The sequence below is a fragment of the Frankia sp. CoWAU3 genome (genome assembly GCF_977971855.1).
The window spans coordinates 1-2,973 of record NZ_CDWWXB010000310.1 but is presented as its reverse complement, the minus strand read 5'-3'; the positions used below and the strand labels follow the sequence as shown (position 1 = coordinate 2,973).

Here is a 2,973-nt window from a genome sequence, read left to right as displayed (position 1 = left end):
TAACGCAACAGGCCGTCACACCACGCGACCTTCGCGCAGCCCTGGGGGAAACCCTCGGCGGGTGGGGTGGATCGATAGATGTTCTGTCTTTTGGTGTGATCATACTACGACTGTCGGTGTCGGGAGCGTGCTCCCGGTGCCGACGGTGCTGCCCATCAAGCGATGGATATCTGACCAGGTCACCTACATTGGCCCTCCGGGCAGGGCGTGATGGCAGCCAGCAGGTGGCGGTCACCCGACGGGCGGGCAGAGGGCGCGATGAAGACACCTGAGCGGCTGTTCGATCTCCCCGGCACGGTTGCCGTCATCACTGGCGGAAGCCGGTAGGCCGTTCGAAGCCCGTGTGCGGTGGTTTTCCCCGCCCGGGTCGACCTGCTGACCGCATTCATCCTGGACAGGCCCACTTTTAGGATCACCGGCGTGGCGACAGGCCCACTTCTAGCGTCACCGGCATCGCAGTGCACACGCGGGAAGGAAGTCACATGCAGGAAAGAGGCCACGTGCAGGAAAGAAGTCATGTGCCACTGGGGCGTCACGTGCGGGAAATTGGTCACGTGCGGGAAATTGGTCACGTGCGGGAAGGAGGTCACATGCGGGAAATGGGTCACATGCGGGGAATGGGTCACATGCGGGGAATGGGTCACGAGCAGGAAGCGGGTCATGTCCAGGAAGGAGGCCACGCGCCGCGGAGACGTCACGTGCGGCTGGTACGTCACGGGCGGCAGGACATCGTGAGGAGGGGACGGCGTTCCCGGCGGCGCCGGACCGTCATCGGGCTCGTCCTCGCCGCGACGACCGCGACGACGGCCACCGCGACGACCACCGCCCTCATCGACCCCGCCGCGGCCACCGGGCCGACCACGGCTTGGCACCACACATCCTCCTACCGCGGGGATGTGGTCTCCATCAAACGGCTACGGGTCCTGTCGGCGGAGTATGTGCGGGCGGTTCTGGCCGGTACCGGGTTCGACGCCGATCCGGAGGTGATCCGGTCGGGGGTGCGGACCTACCGGGTCGTGTACTACACGATCGACCCCCGTGGACGTCGGACGACCGCCAGCGGCCTGGTGGCGCTGCCGCGCACCGAGGACCGCTGGCTGCAGGTCGTCTCCTACGCCCACGGCACCGAGATCAACCGCGCGGACGCCCCGTCGACCGCGACCGATCTGGAGGCCAACTCCTGGGGGCAGGCCCCGGCCCTCACCTACGCCGCCGCCGGGTTCGCTGCGGTCGCCCCCGACTACCTGGGCTACGGCGTCGGGCCGGGTGACCATCCGTGGCTGGATGTCCCCTCGGAAACCAGCGCGTCGCTGGACCTGCTCCGTGCGGCGCGCACCGTCGCCGCGCGTGAAGGCCGGAAGTTCAAACGGGATGTGCTGGTCACCGGGTTCTCCCAGGGCGCTTCGGCGGCCACGGGACTGGGGAAGGCACTGTGGGCCGGCGCCGACCCGTCGTTCCGGCTTGGTGCCCTGGCGCCCGTCAGCGGAGCCTATGACCTTCGCTCCGTGGAGCTGCCGGCGTGGCTGAACGGGCAGGTCGCATGGCCCTTCGGCGTCGGCTACACCGCCTTCTTCCTCGTCTCCTGGAACCGCCTGTACCACCTGTACCGCTCGCCCGCGGAGGTGTTCCAGGATCCGAAGGTCGCGACGCTATTCGACGGCAAGCACACCGGGGAGCAGATCCTCGCCGGCCTGCCGGCGACCACCGGCAAGCTGCTCACCCCGCACGGCTTCGACCTGCTCCGCAACCCCTGGGACGGGCTGGCCGTGGGGCTGTGGGCGGCGGACCATACCTGTTCGAACTGGAACCCGAGGGCGCCGGTCCGGCTCTTCGTCGGCGGCGCCGACCATCAGGTTCCGCGGGCCAACAGCGAGCATTGCCAGGCCGCGTTCCTGGCACGTGGCGCCGACGTCCCGATCATCAACCTGGGACCCAACGTCGGTCATCTCGACTCCAACAAGGCCGGTACGGCCGCGGTCGCCCGCTGGTTCCGGCAACAGGTGCAGCAGTAGCGGCGAGTTGACGGACCAGGGCGATCCATGCTCTCCGGCCTGATCCCGGACGGGCTGGGCCGGCCGGTCGGGACGCGGGTGGTTGTGGCATTCCACCCGCGTCCCGACTACCGCCGGTCCCATCGCCGGCGATGGTCGGTTCATCGTCAGCGGCGGTCAGGTATCTCGGCGCCTCCTGGGAGTGCAGACAAGATAATCAACGGTGTTGACGACGTTCCGACCGCCATTTTTGATCATGCCTAGATTCGGAAAGGCCACACCGGGGGCCCGATGGTTTCGGTGCGGACGGGGAAATTGGGGCTGGGCATATTGACCTCGAGTCCGAGCCTCTTGTTGATTTTGAGAGCGCGATTCGCATAAAAAGCGAGGATTCGCGGGGCCACTGACGCCACCGTGGCGGTGGCCGGCTCGGGTATGACGGCCGAAACTATCGCAGCTATGTCGACGCCGTTAGCGACCATCTCGGTCTCCTCTCTGGTGAAGAAGATCTTCCAACCCTTGTGGACGCTGGTGGCGGATGCCATTGATGCTCCGTTTATGTCTGACCTCAGGTCCCGACAGGCGACAGGCTTGCACCAGAGCGACGGAGACTCGATGGTAGTTCGCTGATGGCGCAATAAGCACTTACTTGCGGTAATGGCACCGCTGGGCGTTTCCGCGGGCAGGATGCGGCCGACCGGGCGGGTGACCAGCCGTCGGACGACGATGGTGCGGTGGGTGCTCGACACATCCCTGAAGCCCATAGGTGGCCCATGGCCGGCGTTGACCTCCTGAACGATCTTCCTGCCCGGCGGGATACCAGCTCCGCTCAAGAGAGGAAAGGAGGAAAGGAGGAACGAAAGGGGGGAGGGACCGGGCGAAGGAAGAAATGATCGGGCAACGGGAAGAGGAAACCCGACGCGCGCAGTCCGCCGTCCAGGGGGGCTCACCCAGGGCCGCGCAGAGATCACGCTACGTTGTG

Annotated in this window: 2 protein-coding genes; one reads left to right on the top strand and one right to left on the bottom strand. The window is 66.7% G+C overall.

The annotated features are described in order from the left end of the window. Positions 1-731: 731 nt before the first annotated feature. A complete protein-coding gene (locus tag AC08ON_RS17710; RefSeq protein ID WP_476617401.1) occupies positions 732-2,012 on the top strand; it encodes a lipase in 1,281 nt (426 codons plus the stop codon). A gap of 239 nt (positions 2,013-2,251) precedes the next feature. Here AC08ON_RS17710 and AC08ON_RS17705 read toward each other — a convergent pair whose 3' ends face one another. Beyond that, the gene (locus tag AC08ON_RS17705; RefSeq protein WP_023841456.1) at positions 2,252-2,536 is read right to left on the bottom strand and encodes a hypothetical protein; all 285 of its coding nucleotides are present in this window, start codon (positions 2,534-2,536) and stop codon (positions 2,252-2,254) included. Positions 2,537-2,973: the final 437 nt, after the last annotated feature.

Coding starts and splice junctions, on each gene's coding strand:
- AC08ON_RS17705 (WP_023841456.1), bottom strand. CDS start 2,536: ATGGCATCCGCCACCAGCGTCCACAAGGGTTGGAAGATCTTCTTCACC.